Raw genomic sequence first — 15,082 nt, 5'->3', positions numbered from 1 at the left:
TCCGTTACATCGCCGGATGCGATGATCGAGCTTGCTGTCTAGCGTACCATGCCGGGTCGGTTTTCGAGCAGGACGTTGCTCAGGATGGCGGTGTCGAGCTTGTCCGGCAGATGCGCGCAAAAGCCGATACCGACATAAAAAGGCTCATCGAAGGGCAGATGGATTGGCGGTCCCCAAGCATGCATCGGTTCGCCGAGGAGGCTTACATAGAGCTGGAACGCATCCCCCCGTTTCTCCAGTCCTATCCGCTTGGCGTTGGCGACGACGAGGCTGTCGGGGGATTTGCCGCCGGGCAGGTCCCCGCGCGAGCCCACCCGATATTCCATGTCCTTGACGCGCTGTCCCTTGCCGGGCCGGTAGGCGATATGGATCATGCCGTCGCCGTGCAGCGCGACGAGCGCCTGCTTGCTGTCATCCTCCAGGCTTTGCCGGATCATCAGCACGGCCTTGCGATCGAAGAAGCCCTGCCGATCCGGATAGTCGATGTCGGCGGCGAGACTGACGTCGCCACGCATCTGCTTCCACAGGAAGCGGAACTCGTCGCGCGTATACCAGATGTTATAGCCGGCCGAGGTGATACGGTAACGCCGCGTCGCCGGATCGTAGCTGGAGGATCCAGGCACGACCGCGCTGCCGACATCGGTCTGCCCATCGAAGATGCCGATCTTCCCGCGCTCCGTGGTCGGGGGCCGGTGAAAGTCCGCAGGCGGCGGCCCTTGCTTGTGGGTGGGCGAATCAGGATAGGCCCATTCGGGTGCCTTAAGCTGCGCACCTGCCGGGGCCACGGCCGCCAGCGCCACCATCAGCCCGAGCCTCCTGTTCATCGCGATCCACTCCATCCTGTTTTGCAGGCAAGGTGAACCGCGCGCGCAGAATGCGCAACCGATCATATAGGATGTAGGAAGTGGGGAGCTTCTGTTGCTCGGTGCTCCGCTCTCTGGCGAAGAGTCCAGGGGGTTCTGTTGCTCGGCCCCCCTGGCGGCCGCCGGAATCCGATTCTGTTGCCCGGTTCGGCCCGAACCGCGTTCAAGCTTTGTAATCTTAGCCGTTAGGCCTCAATTACGCAGCAATCGCGAGCGCCTCGTTATCGTTGGCACTTGTGGTTTTGATCGGTTTTACGGCTCAATCACGCCGGGCAAAAACATAATGCTCGTACACACGTCGATCCTGGTTCGGCCCCATCAGGACCGGCTCTGACGAGCCGATTTTGGTGGAGCCGCCGGGTACTGCCCCCGGGTCCGCTGCGTCAAACACTAGGCCATTTATCGCCATAGCCGGGCGAACCCGGCACCGGAGATATAGGCATAAAGCCCGCGGGGTTAAAGGGGTTTGCCCCTATTCGCCCTCCAGCGGCAGCGATTTCGCGGCGGGCGTGGGCGGGGCGCTGGGCGTGCTGGCCTTCAGCGCATCGCGGATTTCCCGCAGCAGAACGATTTCCGCCGGATCGCCCGGTGCCGGCGCGGCCGCCTTCTCTCGCTCCAGGGCCGCCATTGCCTTCGCCACGCCCCGCACGATCAGGAAAATGATGAAGGCGACGATCAGGAAATCGACCACCTGCGTCACGAACTGGCCGTAGCCGATCAACGGAACGCCCGCTTTCTTGAGATCGGCATAGGATGTTAGCGACCCCTTATAGTCTGCCGGTATCGCCCCCAGGCGAATGAAGTGGCTGGAAAAGTCCAGGCCTCCCGATATCCGGCCGATGACCGGCATGATGATATCGTCGGTCAAACTACTCACGATCTTGCCGAAGGCCGCGCCTATGATCACCGCGACCGCAAGATCCAGTACGTTGCCGCGGGCAATGAACGCCCTGAACTCTTTCAGCATGACAGCCTCCATAGCGTCGAACCCGGATAAGGCGCTTTCTTGCGGCCGCGATCAAGCCCGATTGCTTACCGTGTGTTGCGGCACTAAAACGCCGCACGTCGATCCCCGACGGAGGTCCGCTATGTTTCGCCCGAACCGTTTTGCCCCCGCTCTGCTTGCACCTGTCGCCGCCTTGGCGTTGGGCGGCTGCGGGCTCAATTCGATCCCGACCGCGGAGGAAGCCGCCAAGGCGCGCTGGGCTGACGTTCAGAATGAATATCAGCGCCGCGCCGATCTGGTGCCGAACCTGGTGGCAACTGTGAAGGGCTATGCCAAGCAGGAAAGCAGCGTGCTCGTCGGCGTAACGGAAGCACGCGCCAAGGCGACGTCGATCCAGGTCGGCGCCGATGATCTGAAGGATCCGTCCAAGCTGCAGCAGTTCGGCGCCGCCCAAGGCCAATTGTCGCAGGCGCTGGGCCGGTTGCTGTCGGTCACGGAGAATTATCCGGATCTCAAGTCCAACACCAATTTCCTCGCGCTGCAATCCCAGCTGGAGGGCACGGAAAACCGGATTACGATCGCGCGGCGCGATTATAATTCGTCGGTCCAGAGCTATAATACGCTGATCCGGACCTTCCCCAACTCGATCGGCGCGAAGGTTTTCTATGGCGCCAAGCCGATGCAGACGTTCCAGGCGACCGCACCCAACGCGCAAGCCGCGCCGACGGTGAATTTCTGAGGTGAATGTGATCACCCAAAGCCCTCTCGCCGCGCGCGAGAGGGTGAGGGGCGCGCTTCAGGGCACCAGCTCGCGCCCGGCGCCCTCCAGGCGCGCTGCTGGTTGGCTTGCGTTATTGGCGCTGCTCACTCTGCTGCTGCCATCTTCGGCCTTTGCCCAGACCTTCCCGCCCTTCAACGGCCTCGTCACGGATGCTGCCAGCGTCCTGCCGGCAGATCGCAAGGCGGCGTTGGAGGCGAAGCTGCGGACGTTGCAGCAGCAGACCAACCATCAGCTGGTGGTCGCGACCATCCCGGACCTGCAGGGGCAGGACATTGCGGATTACGGTTACAAGCTTGGCCGCGCCTGGGGTGTTGGCCTGAAAGGCGCCGATAATGGCGCCATCCTGATCGTTGCGCCCAACGAACGGAAGGTTCGGGTCGAGGTCGGCTACGGGCTTGAACCGATCCTGACCGATGCCCTGTCCAGCGTGATCATCAATCAGACGATCATCCCGAAGTTCAAGGCCGGCGATATGCCGGGCGGCATCGAGGCGGGCGCGGACGCGCTCATAACCCAGCTGCGGCTGCCGGACGATCAGGCCAAAGCCAAGGCCGCAGAGGCCGCCAAGCAGTTCGATGAGACCCATAATGTCGGGGAGGCGGGCCCAGCCAAATTCCCGATCATCATCATCGTCTTCTTCGCAGCCCTCGTTTTCATGCTGTTGTCCATCTTCCGGAAGGCCGGCGGTCGGCGCTACGCACGCAGCAGCGGTAATGCCGGCAGTGATTGGCCGATATGGTTGTGGGCAGCCAGCGAGATCGCCAGTCACAGCCATGACAGCGATTCCTCGTGGGGTGGATCGTCCTGGGGCGGCGGCGGGAGCGACAGCGATAGTGGCGGCGGCTGGGGTGGCGGTGGTTTCACCGGCGGCGGTGGCGGCAGCTTCGGCGGCGGCGGTGCATCGGGGAGCTGGTGATGCGTCTTCAACCTGATGATAGCGCAAAGGTCGCGGCGGCGATCCGCGCCGCCGAGGCGCGTACCGACGGAGAGATCAGCGCGATCGTCTCGAACGCGTCCGATAGTTATGGCGACATCGTGCTGCAATGGTCGGCGCTCGCTGCGCTGTTTCCACTGACAATCGCGGCGGCGTGGCCTCCTTTATTGCTCAAGGCGCTCGCCCCATTGACCGGCTGGGAGGCGCCTTCGGTCCGCATCCAGCTCAGTCTGCTGACGATCGTGTGCGTGCTTATGTTCGTCATCGGCCGCTTCGTCATCGGTCGGCCAGCCGTCCGGATGGCGGTGACGCCGCGCGCGATCAAGGAACGGCGTGTGCGGGCCCGCGCCATCATGCTGTTTCGGGCGGGCACCGAACAGCGCACGCTCAGCAAGACCGGCGTGCTGCTCTACCTCAGCCTGGCGGAGCACCGGGCCGAGATCGTGGCCGACGCCGCGATTCACGCTCGCGCGCCCCAGGAAGCTTGGGGCGAAGCCATGGCGGCGTTGGTCGAGGCCATGCGCGATGGTCGGCCAGGCGATGGCATGGCAGCGGCTGTAGAGCGGATCGGCGCGGTCCTCGCCACGCATTTCCCGTTCAGCGGCACCGATCCCAACGAACTTCCAGACCGGTTAATCCAATTATGAGCAAACCACTCTCGGGCACGCCAGACATCGTCTGGCAGGGCAAATTCATCACCGTCCGCAAATGGGATACGTGGGAATATGTCGGCCGCGCCCGCGGCATCAACGCAGCGGTGATCCTCGCCATCGTCGATGGCGACGTGCTGCTGGTCGAGCAATTTCGCGTGCCGCTGGGCGGCCGCTGTCTGGAATTGCCTGCCGGACTGGTCGGCGACACGGAAGAAGGCGAGGGCATCGAACTCGCCGCCTCGCGCGAGCTGGAGGAAGAAACCGGATATCGCCCGGAGAAGGTGGAGGTCGTCGGGCGCTTCGCCTCCTCCCCCGGCATGGTCTCGGAGACATTCTGCCTGGTCCGCGCGCTCGGCCTCACCAAGGTTGGCGAAGGCGGCGGCGTTCCTGGCGAGAATATCACGGTGCATCGCGTGCCCGTGGCTAACATCGCCGACTTCGTCGCCGCCAAGCGCGCCGAGGGGCTCTTCATCGACGTGAAGATGCTGGTGCTGCTCGGCGCGGGATTGCTGGCCTAGATCAGCGTGCGGACGGATACCGCGGCGGCTCCCCTAAATCGGAACGGCGCGCGCCATTCCCTTAAGGATGGCATGCTTTGCTACTGCCCTTGCCCATGCCTTTTTCCGCCTGGCCGATTGCGCCTGTTCGTCCGGAGCTGATCGTCACGAGGCCGTGACATGCGGGTGGTCGGCGCGAATATGATCCACGATTTGGTTCACCGCCCGAATGTCGGCTGCGCTGCCGGAGGCAAAAACGTCCCAATTGCAATGGGGGTGCGTCTTCAACGAATAGACGCGCAGCTCTCCTATCGCCCGGCGCCAACGCTGACGCGTGCCTCCGACGGATCGAATGAGCTGGGACAAGATGAGGTTGTGGATCTGGGTGGCGTGCATCGCACCGCACTTGTGTGCTTCCGGATAGGGTTCAAGGGCAGGCCCGCGCTCAATCTTTCAACGGGTCAGTCGCGCGATCGTCGCCAAAGCCCCGCTGGCGTTGCGCCGCATCGCGCTGTTCAGCCCGGGCGTCGGCCTGTTCGGGGCTGGTCGGATCCTCCGCGCGGGGCGCGATGCCGCCCTCCGCCTCACCGCCCCCGCGCACGGTGGCGTTCTGAACTTTGTCCGGCGTTGGATCTTCGGTCGTCATCCTTACCTCCAGCCGGCCAACGGTGCGGCGGGTTGAAGGGTTCCGTAGCGGGTCGCGCCCGATCGGGCTAATAAGTCGCGATGCTCCGCCTTACCGATCTCAAGCTGCCCCTCGGGCATGCACCCGAAGCCGTGCGCGATGCCGTGATCGCACGTCTCGGGATATCCGCAGCCGACCTCATCGACCTCACGATCGCGCGCCGCGCCAATGACGCCCGCCGCAAGTCGGCCATCCTAATGGTCTATTCTGTCGACGTGACGGTGCGCGACGAAGCGGCGGTGCTCGCGCGTCTGGCGCAAGACCCCCATGTGCGGCCGACGCCCGACACCCGGTATCGCTTCGTCGCACGGGCGCCAGCCGGTGCCCCCAGGCCGGTGGTGGTGGGCGCGGGGCCGTGCGGCCTGTTCGCCGGGCTGATCCTGGCGCAAATGGGCTTCCGGCCGATCATCCTTGATCGCGGCAAGATCGTCCGCGAGCGCACCAAAGATACCTGGGGTCTGTGGCGGCGCGGCGAGCTCGATCCCGAATCGAATGTTCAGTTCGGCGAGGGCGGGGCTGGGACGTTCTCGGACGGCAAATTGTGGAGCCAGATCAAGGATCCGCGCCACCTTTCGCGCAAGGTGCTGACCGAATTTGTCGCCGCCGGTGCGCCCGAGGAGATATTGACCGAGGCGCATCCCCATATCGGGACCTTCCGCCTGGTATCGATGGTCGAGCATATGCGCGCCACGATCGAGGCATTGGGCGGCGAATATCGCTGGCAGCATCGCGTCGACGATATCCTGGTCGAAACAGATCCGGACGGGTCCCGGCGGCTGACGGGCCTGCGGCTTCAGGACGGAGCAATATTAGAGACAGGCCATGTCGTCCTTGCCGTCGGCCACAGCGCGCGCGACACCTTTGCGATGCTGCATGCGCGCGGCGTGCACATCGAGGCGAAGCCCTTCTCGATCGGCGTGCGGATCGAACATCCCCAGTCCTGGATCGACCGGGCGCGCTTCGGCGAATGCGCGCGCCATCCGGATCTCGGCGCGGCCGCCTACACGCTGTCGCATCACTGCGCCGACCAGCGCACCGTCTATAGCTTTTGCATGTGCCCGGGCGGCCGCGTCGTGGCAGCGACATCGGAGCCGGGCCGCGTCGTGACCAACGGGATGAGCCAATATTCGCGGGCGGAGTTCAACGCCAATTCGGGCCTGGTGGTGGGCATCGATCCGGCGCGCGACTATCCCGGCCACCCCCTGGCCGGTATCGCCCTTCAGCGGGAGCTGGAGGAACGCGCCTTCGTCGCCGGCGGATCGAACTATAAGGCGCCCGGGCAGCGCTTGGGCGATTTCCTTGCGGGACGTCCTTCGACGGCATTGGGTGAGGTCACTCCCTCCTATAAACCGGGAGTTACGCTGACCGATCTCGTCACCTGCTTGCCGGCCTTCGCTGTCAAGGCGATCCGTGAGGCACTGCCGGTCTTCGGCCGTCAGATCGCCAATTACGATCATCCCGATGCAGTGCTTACAGGGGTTGAGACGCGCACCTCCTCACCCGTCCGTATTACGCGCGGGAAGGATTTCCAGAGCCTCAATACGGCGCATCTATTCCCTGCGGGCGAGGGCGCTGGCTATGCCGGCGGCATCCTCTCCGCAGCGATCGATGGGATCAAGGTTGCCGAGGCTGTAGCGCTCAGCATTACAGAGGGGCGGTAAGAACCAAGCGGCCCCACCTCAAGCGAAGTCGGCGGCGGAGAAATTCTGCGACGCGAGGTTTCTGATCTCGAACCCTTCCATTCCCACGGCGGGACCCCAGAAGAACACCAGCGTATCCGTTCCGACCGAGGCGACAGCCACTTGGCTGAAATTCGCAGCTGCATTCGCGGCCGAGTTGATCAGGGCTTCGGCGGCATTCGCGGCTGCTTGCACGGTTGCCAGGGCGCCGAGCTGAAACATGGCGGAAGGTGCGCCCATAGCGAGATGCACGTGGTCGATGCCGTCCTCATAGTCCTGGATCATATCCAGCTTGTACGCATCGTCCCAATTCGTTTGATACTGCCCGTCGCGATCCACGAAAACGAAGACGTCTGAACCGGGGCCGCCATAAAGCTGATCCCATCCCCAGCCGCCCGAGATGCGATCGTCTCCATTATCGCCATAGACAACGTCGCTGCCAAAATTACCGTTGATCACATCATTACCCTGGCCACCCCGCACCAGATCGTTCTGATCGCCGGCGTCAATCGTGTCGTTTCCGAGATTGCCGTTGATCGTGTCGTTGCCCTGACCACCCACGATCAGATCATTATCCGCGCCGCCCCTGATGCGGTCCGAACCGGCGCCGCCGTCAAGCGTATCGTTGCCGGAATTACCCTGCAGATAATCCGAGCCGTCACCGCCGAAAATGCGATCGGCTGCATCACCGGCTAGCTGGCTCGTGCCGCCGCCATAAAGATGGTCGTTGCCGCTTCCGCCCTGGATCGTGTCCGCGCCCGATCCTCCATAGATGAAATTGCTGTTGTCATTGCCGCCCGCCAGGTCGTTACCCGAGCCGAGCAACAGCGTGTCGATCTTGGTGCCGTTGGCGATGGTGAGGTTGTTGGTCAGCCCACCGACGCTGCTGGTAGCGCCATCGCGCAGATAGGCGGACGAATTGCTGCTGTAGCCCGACAGGTCCAGCGTGTTGTCCGCCCCGCTGCTCCACAGCGTGACGACAGGGTGGTTGTTGATTGCGAAGTCGAAATAGCGGCCGACATCGCCTTGAATATTGCTGTGGAAGCCGAAGACATTTCCGCCGCTGAGCGGCGAGTCGACAGGCAGCCCGTAAAGGCGCTGAACTGCAAGGATATCCAGCGGCATGGGTGTCGACGGCACGCCGGCATAGCCTTTGTAATTGCCCCAATTCACCGTCTGCCCCGCTTGGTCAGGCGAGAAGTAGGACATGATCGTCATCGACATGTTGTCGAGCGTCGCGCCCGACCAGCGCGCATCCTCACCATCGTAGGGGCCGGCATGCCCCAGGCCGATGGCGTGGCCGATCTCATGTAGCGCGGTCATGCCGGCATAGCCGCCATAGTTGGTGAACGAGCCGTCAAGCGGGCCGAAGCCCGGCGTGTTCGTATCGATCTTGATGCCGCCATATACCGCGGTGCCGAGCTGCGCGCTGCCAACTTGTGTTTTCGTGCCCGCGAGGTAGCCCTGCGCAGCGTCATCGTTCGTGCGCGTGAAGATGAGCTGCGCCGATCCCGCTGAGGCGGCCGCCACAAACTTGATGTTCGCCTCGGCCTCCCACAGGTGCATCGAGGACAAGAAAACCGCCTGTTCGGACGCAGTCCAATGCGAATTCGGATCGAAGCCGTAGCTGACCGTTCCGCCTGACCCGGCGACTGGGCTGCCCCACTTCCGGACACTCGACATGTTCGAATAGGCACTGGGAGACTGCGTATCCGCATCCCCGTTCCAGGTTTGAAAGGATATGGCTGCGGCGCGCCCATCGGCGTCGACGCCACTCATGAAGGCGACGATATTCTCATACGTTCCGAGCGAACTCATAAAACCGCCCCCCGCTGGTCCTAAAAAGCGTAGCAGGCCATAGATTTATAGCAATTCATGAAGCGTCTCGGCGGGTGGAGCTACTGACGATCGGAAGCGTTTGAACTGGGACTATTCTCGGTGGGCTTTCCTAAGGCCCAGCTAAGGTTGAGGTATCATCCATGGACTATCGCCAGCTTGGCCGCTCTGGCCTCAAAGTTCCTGCGCTCAGCTTCGGCACCGGTACGTTCGGCGGCAGTAACGCCTTCTTCGAAAAATGGGGCCAGACCGATGTGGATGAGGCTAGCCGTCTGATCGACATATGCCTGGATGCGGGTGTGACGCTGTTCGACACGGCCGACATCTATTCGCAGGGGCGTTCCGAAGAGGTGCTCGGCGCCGCGCTGAAGGGCAAGCGCGACCGTGCCATGATTTCCACCAAGGCGAGCTTCCGGAAGGGCGACGGACCCAATGACACCGGTTCGTCGCGCTACCATCTGGTGCGTTCGGTCGAGGGCAGTCTGAAACGGCTCGGTACGGATCATATCGATCTATATTTCATGCATGGCTTCGACGCGCTTACGCCGGTTGAGGAGACGTTGCGCGCGCTGGATGACCTGATCACGGCCGGAAAGATCGGCTATATCGGTGCGTCGAATTTCTCCGGCTGGCACCTCATGAAAAGCCTGGCGGTCTCCGATGCGTACGGCCTGTCCCGCTACATTGCCTATCAGGGCTATTATTCGCTCGTCGGGCGCGATTACGAACATGAACTGATGCCCTTGGGAATCGACCAGGGCGTCGGCCTGATGGTGTGGAGCCCGCTCGGCTGGGGGCGTCTGACCGGAAAGATCCGGCGCGGGCAGACGCCTGGCGAAGGACGGATCGCAAAGGGTGGCGCCGTCGGCGGTCCACAGATCGACGATGAATATCTGTTCGATGTGGTCGACGCGCTCGACAAGGTCGCGGCCGATACCGGCAAGAGCGTCAGCCAGATTGCGCTGGCCTGGCTGCTGACGCGCCCGACCGTCGCCAACATCGTTGTCGGCGCGCGTACGGAGGATCAGCTTCGCCAGAACCTCGGGGCGGTCGGATGGACCCTGGATGCGGAGCATGTCGCGCTGCTGGACGAAGCCAGTCATCGGACCCCTGCTTATCCTTACTGGCACCAGATCGACTATGAGGAGCGCAATCCCAAACCCACCAAATGGTGACCCCCGCCGTGCTTCAGTGCACCGGTGCGTGCACCAGGGTCACCTGATCCGGGCGTCCGGCGTCGAGGCCTAGCGCTTCGCGCCGAACCCACCGGATCATCATCAACACCGCCACGACCGCCAGACCGCTGGCGAGTCCGATCCAGATGCCGACGCCGTTCCAATGCAGGCCGAAACCGAGCCCGACCGCAATGCCCAGGCCGACGATCCAATAGCCGAAGGCGGCGTATAGCATGGGGATCTTGGTGTCGTGCAGGCCGCGCAACATGCCTGCGCCGACCGCCTGTGCGCCGTCGACGATCTGAAACACCGCCGCTACCCCCAGGAAGGCAATCGCCAGCGCCAAAACCGGCTGATTGCCAGGATCGCGCATATCGAGGAACAAGGTGACGATCGGCCGTGGCACTGTCCATAGCATGGTGGCCGTGAACGCCATGAAGGCGACGCCCAGAATGAGGGCCGTCCATCCTGCGCGGCCGATGCCATCCCGGTCCTGCCGACCGAAAGCCAAGCCGACGCGCACGGTTGCGGCCTGCGCGAGACCCAGCGGAACCATGAAGGTGAAGGTGCAGATCTGGATGGCGACGGCGTGCGCCGCCAAGGCATCGGTACTGATCAAGCCCATCAGGAAAACGGCCGCGTTGAATACGGTCACTTCCAACGCCAGCGTGATGGCGATCGGGGCACCAAGGCGCCACACTTCACAATACCGTGGCCAATCCGCCCGCCAGAAATTACCGAACAGGCGATAGCGGCGGAAGCGGGGATGGAGGAGGACGACCGCGGCCATCCCCAGGAACATCGCGGTTTGCGTGAGGGCGCTTCCCAGGCCGGCGCCGACCAGGCCGAGCCGCGGCAATCCCCACGCGCCGAAGATCAATCCGTAATTGATCAGCGCGTTGACGATCACACCGCCCGCGCCGATCAGCAGCGACCAGATCGGCCTTTCCAGCGCCGCCATGAAGGCGCGCAGCACCAGGTAAAGCAGCGCCGGCACGATGCCCCATTCCAGCGCCCTCACGAACGAGGCGGCTTCCCGCGCCAGCCCGGCATCCTGGCCAAGCGCGATGAGCAGCATATCGGCATGCCACAGGATGACGAGCACCGGCGCCGCCACGGTCATCGCCGCCCACATCGTTTGACGAACCGTCCGCCGAATATCGCGCACGCTGTGCGGCATGCCGCCCAATTTGCGGCTGAGCAAAGGCGAGGACGCGGTCACCAGCCCCATCCCGAAAATCAGGAAAGCCACGAACAGATTGGTACCCAGCGCGCCGGCAGCGAGACTGCGCGCGCCGAGCCAGCCCAGCAGAACGACATCCGTCGCCTGGATCAGTGCCTGGGTCATGTTGGTCAGCACGAGCGGTGCGGCCAAGCGCACCGTCGCGCCGGCTTCACGGCGCCAAGGCTGAAGAAGGGAGGAGGCAGCGGCCATAGCGTCGCTTTATGCCGGGTCCGGGCGATGACCAACCTGTGATCTCGGGCTTGGTTCGTCGCGCTAATCCTTCCCCGTCGACGTCTCATCCTCATCCGCGAAGGGTGTCTGCGCCCAGCCGGGACGGCTGACACAGGTCGTAAGTTCTGGATCGGCAGCAGCGCGCATCAATATGCGCCGATGGATCGCGCGTAATGCGCTATAGATAGACGGAGATTCCGTCCGCAGAATGGCGAGATAGCCGCTCTCCTTGGCCTGCTGCAGCACGTCGGTAACCATGAAAACCATGGCTTGGTCGGGCGTCCAGCGTTCCTGCTTCATGCGCGGCACCAGCAGGAAGGCAGGCTCGAAGAAGATCAGCTCCGCTTGTGCCAGTGCGCCGGGATCGAGGCTTTGGGACCGCAGATCAATGATCTCCGCTCGCAAGGCCGCCTTGATCCGGAATCGTTCAAACATCGTGATCTCGCGTTTCTCACATCGGAACTAGTCCGGGTGTCATGGCAAAATCCAGCATTGATCAAGTCAGCTGATGGTAATTGCAGGAATACTCAAACGCGATACAGTCGCGCCGGCATTGAAAGGAACGATCTTATGATACGAACCTCGGCGCTTCCGCTGTTCTTGATCCTCGCGGGTTTGTCCGCCTGCGGTCGGGACGATCCTGATCCGCGAGGTCTGCGGCGCGGAGAGACGTTGCTCTCCATTTCTGCCACCGGAAAAGCCGAGGCGGCGCCGGACCAGGCGATGTTCACCGCGGGTATGTCCAGCATCGGAGCGAATGCGAAAGAGGCTGCCGCGGGTAATGCCCAGGTGATGAACCGCATCACGGCAGCGCTCGCCAAATTGAATATAGCCGAACGCGACATCCAGACGCGGAACATCTCGCTCAGCCGGATCGATTACGGAAAGAATCGCGGCAAGTACGAGGCCAGCAACATGATTGTCGTGCGCGTGCGGGACATCAAGCGGGCAGGCCAGGCGATCGGCGATGTCACCGCTGCTGGCGCCAATATCGTGTCTGGTCCGGACCTCAGTGTCGCCGACCCGGAAAAGGCCAATCTCGGCGCCTATGCGAATGCGTTTCGCGCGGCTCAAGCCAAGGCGCAGGCTTATGCGGCAGCGGCTAACCTAAAGATCGTACGGGTCTTGTCGATCCGCGATGGTGGCGAAGGCGGCGTCATGCCGCAGATGGGCGATGTGGCGGCCAGGGAATTCGCCAGTCCGATGGTACAGCGGGCGGCGGCACCGCCGGTCATGGCCGGAACCAACTCCAATATCGTCACCACCAGCATCGACTTCGTTCTGGCGCCTGCCGACAAGAAATGACCCGGGGGACGTGGCATGCCAAGGTGCTGCGGCACCCGGACGACTGCGGGATTATCGGGCGCGATCGGGGAGGGCGCGGCGCTGTTTCGCCGCTTTCGACAACAAGCACTTGCCTCCCCGCGAAAAAAACCTATTCCGCGGCTTCCGATGCGTTCGGGCGGTTAGCTCAGTTGGTAGAGCATCTCGTTTACACCGAGAGGGTCGGCGGTTCGAGCCCGTCACCGCCCACCATTCCCAGCAATCTCGTAATCTCAGACATGGCGTAGCCGGACATCCCGAAGGATGCCCGGCCGCCAGGGCCGATCAGAAGCGATAGCTTGCGGACACGCCCCATTCGCGTGGGCGGCCATAGCTGGCCTCGGCCAGGCCGAATGCACCGGAGACGTTGCCCGACACCAGATAGAGTGCCTTGGTCAGGTTCGTCCCGAACACCGAGAGCTGAATGGCCTGCCCCGGTAGCGTGTACGTAAGCCGGGCATTGACCAGGCTATAGCCGTCATCGGTGATCAGCGGCGAATTGGCGACGTCGTGATAGATGCGGCTGTACATGGTCACATCGGTACGCAGCGCCATCTTGCCGCCATTGTTGAATTCGTGACTCACCTCGGCACCGCTGCTGACCGTCCATTTGGGCGCCTTCACGAAGTGCGTGGCGAGCGTGATCGGCAGGATCTGGGTCGGGCCCAGGCCAGCACCAACCGCGGTATAGCGCGCATCCAAATAGCCAACGGCGGCGTTGAAGGTGAACCATCGCGCCGGCCGCATCACGGTTTCGAACTCGAAGCCGTCAATCTTGCCCTTCGCGGCGTTGGCCACGAAGTTCGTCGGTGTCTGGTTCACCGTCAGCTGGATGTCTTTGTAGATCGAATGGAAGGCAGCGAAGTTCGTCGTCAGCGCGCCGTCCAGCCACTGCGCCTTCACGCCCGCTTCGTAGGTGTCGAGCGTCTCGGGCGCATATTGGGTAACCTCGCCGGCATTATCGAGCGGACGTCCGTTGAAGCCACCCTGTTTGAACCCGCGTGAGAAGGATCCGTAGAGCAGCAGATCATCGCTCGCCTTGTAATTCAGGCCAAGCCGCGGCGTGAACTTTTTGAACGTCGCCGCCTTGGTCACGTCGACAAAGGTAACATTGTCGCGCTGGCGCGTATTGATCGACGTGAAGATCTTTTTATCGCTGGTGTAGCGACCACCAACCGTCACGCTCAAACGCGGGACGATCTCATAATCGAGCTGCCCGTAAGCGGCGTAGCTGCGATTGTTCGTGTAATTCTGGATGAACACGGCCGGGCTGAACGGCGGCGGCGCGAGCGGCGCCCAAAGCCCGATCGCGAGATCCGCCGTGGCGATGTCCGACGCCTTCTCCTTGAAATAATAGCCGCCGAGGACATAGCTCAGCCGGTCGTCCAGCAGCTTGCCGGTGAGCTGCAATTCCTGACTGAACTGCCATTGCTTGTCGCGATTGGTGGTCTGGCGGAAGACGAACGGCGTATTGTCGCCGTCGCGCGTGAAATAGGCCTTCATGTCGCGATAAGCGGTAATCGACTTCAGCGTCGCGCCGCCCAGGTCATAAGCGACCGTGCCCTGCAGGCCCCAGAGGTCCAAATCGTTGTCATTCGGCCCGCCGGCCCAGGTTTCGTAGGGGCTGTCGGTGATGAAGCTGGGGTTCAATGTCGGCTGGCCGTTGGGTGCGATGATGCCGCGGCTCGGGGCGACGTAGCGGTTGTAATTGGCGAGGAAGGGGATGCCCGTGATGCCCGGCGCGTTTCCAACCGCCAGCAGATCAGACGGTGCGGAGGTTTCCCGCGCCCGCGTATAATCGGCGCCGAGGTCGATCGTCAGTTCCGGAACGGGACGGATGCGCAGCTTGGCGCGCACCATCTGCGCCGAGCGATCCCCTTGGGTGCCGCCGTCGAACAGGCGCTTCACATAGCCGTCGCGATTGAGCGAAGCGGCAGAGACGCGCAGCGCCACCTTGTCGGACACGATCGGCACGTTGATCGCACCTTTGACGTCGATCCGGTCATAGCTGCCCGTCGTTGCCTCGATCCGGCCGCTGGTCGTATTCAGGTCCGGCTGGGCGGTGTTGATCAATACGGCGCCACCGATCGTATTCTTCCCGAACAACGTGCCTTGCGGGCCGCGCAGCACCTGCACGCTGTCGATATCGACAGCGTCCATCACGCCGCCGATGGAACGCGCCGAATAAACGTCGTCGACAGAGACGCCGACGCCTGGATCGGAGACGAGAGCGAAATCGTTCTGGCCACCGCCC

General features: G+C 63.0%; 14 protein-coding genes, 1 tRNA gene and 1 other RNA gene. 8 read left to right on the top strand and 8 right to left on the bottom strand.

Going from position 1 to position 15,082, the window contains the following annotated elements; all coding sequences use genetic code 11:
• Positions 1 to 38: 38 nt before the first annotated feature.
• The 3 genes from ACOJSI_RS05280 to mscL all read right to left on the bottom strand — a co-directional run bounded on the left by ACOJSI_RS05280 (position 39) and on the right by mscL (position 1,830).
• Positions 39 to 824, bottom strand: a complete 786-nt coding sequence (locus tag ACOJSI_RS05280; protein WP_420137212.1) for a hypothetical protein — start codon at positions 822 to 824, stop codon at positions 39 to 41.
• A gap of 162 nt (positions 825 to 986) precedes the next feature.
• Positions 987 to 1,328, bottom strand: a transfer-messenger RNA (tmRNA) gene (gene ssrA / locus ACOJSI_RS05275).
• 7 nt (positions 1,329 to 1,335) lie between these two features.
• The gene (gene mscL / locus ACOJSI_RS05270; RefSeq protein ID WP_420137211.1) at positions 1,336 to 1,830 is read right to left on the bottom strand and encodes a large conductance mechanosensitive channel protein MscL; all 495 of its coding nucleotides are present in this window, start codon (positions 1,828 to 1,830) and stop codon (positions 1,336 to 1,338) included.
• Between the two features lie 121 nt (positions 1,831 to 1,951).
• Between mscL and ACOJSI_RS05265 the strand changes: the two genes are divergently transcribed.
• The 4 genes from ACOJSI_RS05265 (at position 1,952) to ACOJSI_RS05250 (ending at position 4,695) form a co-directional block, all read left to right on the top strand.
• Positions 1,952 to 2,548: a LemA family protein gene (locus ACOJSI_RS05265; RefSeq protein ID WP_420137210.1), complete on the top strand. Its 597-nt coding sequence runs from the start codon at positions 1,952 to 1,954 to the stop codon at positions 2,546 to 2,548.
• Positions 2,549 to 2,663: 115 nt separating this feature from the next.
• The gene (locus ACOJSI_RS05260; RefSeq protein WP_420137209.1) at positions 2,664 to 3,506 is read left to right on the top strand and encodes a TPM domain-containing protein; all 843 of its coding nucleotides are present in this window, start codon (positions 2,664 to 2,666) and stop codon (positions 3,504 to 3,506) included.
• Positions 3,506 to 4,171: a TPM domain-containing protein gene (locus ACOJSI_RS05255; RefSeq protein WP_420137208.1), complete on the top strand. Its 666-nt coding sequence runs from the start codon at positions 3,506 to 3,508 to the stop codon at positions 4,169 to 4,171. The genes ACOJSI_RS05260 and ACOJSI_RS05255 overlap by 1 nt, the downstream gene beginning before the upstream one ends.
• Positions 4,168 to 4,695 carry an NUDIX hydrolase gene (locus ACOJSI_RS05250; protein WP_420137207.1) on the top strand — a complete coding sequence of 176 codons (528 nt, stop codon included), beginning with the start codon at positions 4,168 to 4,170 and terminating at the stop codon, positions 4,693 to 4,695. The genes ACOJSI_RS05255 and ACOJSI_RS05250 overlap by 4 nt, the downstream gene beginning before the upstream one ends.
• A gap of 424 nt (positions 4,696 to 5,119) precedes the next feature.
• Here the strand turns inward: ACOJSI_RS05250 and ACOJSI_RS05245 are convergent, their stop codons facing one another.
• A complete protein-coding gene (locus tag ACOJSI_RS05245) occupies positions 5,120 to 5,320 on the bottom strand; it encodes a hypothetical protein (protein WP_420137206.1) in 201 nt (66 codons plus the stop codon).
• Positions 5,321 to 5,400: 80 nt separating this feature from the next.
• Between ACOJSI_RS05245 and ACOJSI_RS05240 the strand changes: the two genes are divergently transcribed.
• Positions 5,401 to 7,020, top strand: a complete 1,620-nt coding sequence (locus ACOJSI_RS05240; protein ID WP_420137205.1) for an NAD(P)/FAD-dependent oxidoreductase — start codon at positions 5,401 to 5,403, stop codon at positions 7,018 to 7,020.
• Between the two features lie 18 nt (positions 7,021 to 7,038).
• Here ACOJSI_RS05240 and ACOJSI_RS05235 read toward each other — a convergent pair whose 3' ends face one another.
• A complete protein-coding gene (locus tag ACOJSI_RS05235) occupies positions 7,039 to 8,856 on the bottom strand; it encodes a M10 family metallopeptidase C-terminal domain-containing protein (protein WP_420137204.1) in 1,818 nt (605 codons plus the stop codon).
• Between the two features lie 161 nt (positions 8,857 to 9,017).
• On the opposite strand from ACOJSI_RS05235, the gene ACOJSI_RS05230 reads away from it, so the two are divergent.
• Complete coding sequence (locus tag ACOJSI_RS05230) at positions 9,018 to 10,049, top strand: aldo/keto reductase (protein WP_420137203.1); 1,032 nt, start codon at positions 9,018 to 9,020, stop codon at positions 10,047 to 10,049.
• Positions 10,050 to 10,062: 13 nt separating this feature from the next.
• On the opposite strand, the gene ACOJSI_RS05225 is transcribed toward ACOJSI_RS05230, so the two are convergent.
• Together ACOJSI_RS05225 and ACOJSI_RS05220 are read right to left on the bottom strand one after the other, a co-directional pair.
• On the bottom strand, positions 10,063 to 11,484 hold the full coding sequence (locus ACOJSI_RS05225; protein ID WP_420137202.1) for an MATE family efflux transporter: 1,422 nt from the start codon (positions 11,482 to 11,484) through the stop codon (positions 10,063 to 10,065).
• Between the two features lie 63 nt (positions 11,485 to 11,547).
• Positions 11,548 to 11,940 carry a hypothetical protein gene (locus ACOJSI_RS05220; RefSeq protein WP_420137201.1) on the bottom strand — a complete coding sequence of 131 codons (393 nt, stop codon included), beginning with the start codon at positions 11,938 to 11,940 and terminating at the stop codon, positions 11,548 to 11,550.
• 135 nt (positions 11,941 to 12,075) lie between these two features.
• Between ACOJSI_RS05220 and ACOJSI_RS05215 the strand changes: the two genes are divergently transcribed.
• Both ACOJSI_RS05215 and ACOJSI_RS05210 read left to right on the top strand, forming a co-directional pair.
• A complete protein-coding gene (locus ACOJSI_RS05215) occupies positions 12,076 to 12,810 on the top strand; it encodes an SIMPL domain-containing protein (RefSeq protein WP_420137200.1) in 735 nt (244 codons plus the stop codon).
• A 155-nt stretch (positions 12,811 to 12,965) separates the two neighbouring features.
• A tRNA-Val gene (locus ACOJSI_RS05210) sits at positions 12,966 to 13,041 on the top strand.
• 72 nt (positions 13,042 to 13,113) lie between these two features.
• On the opposite strand, the gene ACOJSI_RS05205 is transcribed toward ACOJSI_RS05210, so the two are convergent.
• A partial coding sequence (locus tag ACOJSI_RS05205; protein WP_420137199.1) for a TonB-dependent receptor occupies positions 13,114 to 15,082 on the bottom strand: 1,969 nt, incomplete at its 5' end.

The sequence above is a fragment of the Sphingomonas sp. genome (assembly GCF_048595155.1).
Classification (GTDB): Bacteria; Pseudomonadota; Alphaproteobacteria; order Sphingomonadales; family Sphingomonadaceae; genus Sphingomonas_I.
This window is presented reverse-complemented; position numbering and strand designations above follow the sequence as displayed.

Bases quoted from the DNA above. Each gene is read 5' to 3' on its own strand.
- ACOJSI_RS05280 (WP_420137212.1), bottom strand. From the start codon at position 824: ATGAACAGGAGGCTCGGGCTGATGGTGGCGCTGGCGGCCGTGGCCCCG.
- mscL (WP_420137211.1), bottom strand. From the start codon at position 1,830: ATGCTGAAAGAGTTCAGGGCGTTCATTGCCCGCGGCAACGTACTGGAT.
- ACOJSI_RS05265 (WP_420137210.1), top strand. From the start codon at position 1,952: ATGTTTCGCCCGAACCGTTTTGCCCCCGCTCTGCTTGCACCTGTCGCC.
- ACOJSI_RS05255 (WP_420137208.1), top strand. From the start codon at position 3,506: ATGCGTCTTCAACCTGATGATAGCGCAAAGGTCGCGGCGGCGATCCGC.
- ACOJSI_RS05250 (WP_420137207.1), top strand. From the start codon at position 4,168: ATGAGCAAACCACTCTCGGGCACGCCAGACATCGTCTGGCAGGGCAAA.
- ACOJSI_RS05245 (WP_420137206.1), bottom strand. From the start codon at position 5,320: ATGACGACCGAAGATCCAACGCCGGACAAAGTTCAGAACGCCACCGTG.
- ACOJSI_RS05240 (WP_420137205.1), top strand. From the start codon at position 5,401: ATGCTCCGCCTTACCGATCTCAAGCTGCCCCTCGGGCATGCACCCGAA.
- ACOJSI_RS05235 (WP_420137204.1), bottom strand. From the start codon at position 8,856: ATGAGTTCGCTCGGAACGTATGAGAATATCGTCGCCTTCATGAGTGGC.
- ACOJSI_RS05230 (WP_420137203.1), top strand. From the start codon at position 9,018: ATGGACTATCGCCAGCTTGGCCGCTCTGGCCTCAAAGTTCCTGCGCTC.
- ACOJSI_RS05225 (WP_420137202.1), bottom strand. From the start codon at position 11,484: ATGGCCGCTGCCTCCTCCCTTCTTCAGCCTTGGCGCCGTGAAGCCGGC.
- ACOJSI_RS05220 (WP_420137201.1), bottom strand. From the start codon at position 11,940: ATGTTTGAACGATTCCGGATCAAGGCGGCCTTGCGAGCGGAGATCATT.
- ACOJSI_RS05215 (WP_420137200.1), top strand. From the start codon at position 12,076: ATGATACGAACCTCGGCGCTTCCGCTGTTCTTGATCCTCGCGGGTTTG.